The organism is Pseudomonas sp. EA_65y_Pfl2_P74, assembly GCF_963970575.1.
Lineage (GTDB): Bacteria > Pseudomonadota > Gammaproteobacteria > Pseudomonadales > Pseudomonadaceae > Aquipseudomonas > Aquipseudomonas baetica_A.
Genome location: NZ_CAXAOQ010000074.1, coordinates 1 through 1,487 on the forward strand (window position 1 = coordinate 1; position 1,487 = coordinate 1,487).

Genomic DNA, 1,487 nt, shown 5'->3' on the forward strand with positions numbered 1-1,487 from the left:
AAGCAGCATCTTAAGTAATGCGGCTCTGCGTTCAGGTGAATAGTACGGCACGACCAGTCTCTTTCCGCCCCCGATATGCTTTTTTTGGAAAAACCGGAGAGGCGACAACTATCCTGACACCGGGGGCCGGTGGCAAACCATATCGGCCTGCAAGTCGGGCCTTTGATCCCGCAGACCTCGCAAATGTCCGTCAGCGCGATTGATCAAAGCCTGGGGATCGAGGCCCCCGTCAAGGAAATCAATTCATGGAAAGACTTCAAGAGCGAAGTGCTGCATCCGGCACTCAATTCGTTATTCAACCCATTATTTTTAATGAACAGGGTATTCGGGTCAGTGGTGGGGATTATTCCCGGCGCGCTTAATATGGGAAGTCGGGCGCAGGAAGCACAAGACATCAAGAACCGGCTTGACCCGGTGAAAATTGAAAAGATCGAAAAAATGCTCAGCGACTGGAAAGCGGCCATCGAACAACGGTCTGCATGGGCGGAAAACGCTTTTGACGCATTGGGCGTTGACAGTGTTTCGCCTGCCAATGTGCTCCCGAATGTCAATGCCAATACTTCCAGCGAAACGCTGGCCATCATTACGCGCTCTGGCTTGCAACAGAAAAACCGAGCCGTACTCGCCAACATCGCACAGGCTCAGGCCGGACTTGCGCGATACAAAGAGATGGGGACCACTGACAATCTGTACAAAGCAAGACAACGGCATCTTGCATCAAAAAAGCCGGGAAACACCTTGCTCACCAAGTTTAAAAACGGTCACTGAAACCATGCATTCACGCACGCCCTCCCTGACAGTGATTGACGGACGAGGCCTGCCAGTCCGCAAGGTCGCCTACCTGCGAAGCATGGCAGGCAACACGTCAAGCACCCTGGTGATCTGCCAGGAACACGATTTAGCCGGGCGTCTGATCACGCAACGCGACCCGCGCTTGTCCATGGCGAACACGGCAACTGTTTATTCGTTGAATGGCAATGCGGTGCTTATCGACAGCGTGGATAGCGGCTGGCGTGTGGTGCTGCCAGGGCTGGCCGGTGAACCTTTGCGCAGGTGGGATCAGCGCGGCAGCCATTGGCGCACGTGCTTCGATGAACAACTGCGGCTCGTGGCCGTCGAGGAAAATGGCGAGGTCGATGTCGATGTGTTCACCTATTCCGACGCCTCGGCCGAAGCCGGATACAACCGTCGCGGCCAATTGCAGGAACAGAAAGACCGTTCCGGTTCGTTGCTCACAGACAGCTTTTCCCTGACCGGCCAGCCGCTGAGCGAAACCCGCACGTTCCACGACGGTGAGCCGTTCACCACTCACCATGTGTTCAGCCCGCTCGGCGCGCTGCTCGAGCAGACCGACGCCGGCGGCCATCGGCGACGCTCGCGCTACGGCCTGGCCGGGCACCTTCGGCAGGTACAACTGTTGATCAGCGGCCAGAGCCAATGGCAGCCCGTGTTGCTTGATGCGCAGTACAACGCCGCCGACCAGATCA

General features: G+C 56.9%; 1 protein-coding gene and 1 pseudogene. Both read left to right on the top strand.

Features of this window, described 5'->3' with window-relative positions; translation table 11 throughout:
- Window positions 1–129: 129 nt before the first annotated feature.
- Window positions 130–768: a hypothetical protein gene (locus AACY18_RS27850; protein ID WP_339466840.1), complete on the top strand. Its 639-nt coding sequence runs from the start codon at window positions 130–132 to the stop codon at window positions 766–768.
- A gap of 4 nt (window positions 769–772) precedes the next feature.
- Window positions 773–1,487 (top strand): annotated as a pseudogene (locus tag AACY18_RS27855) (toxin); the annotation flags it as partial.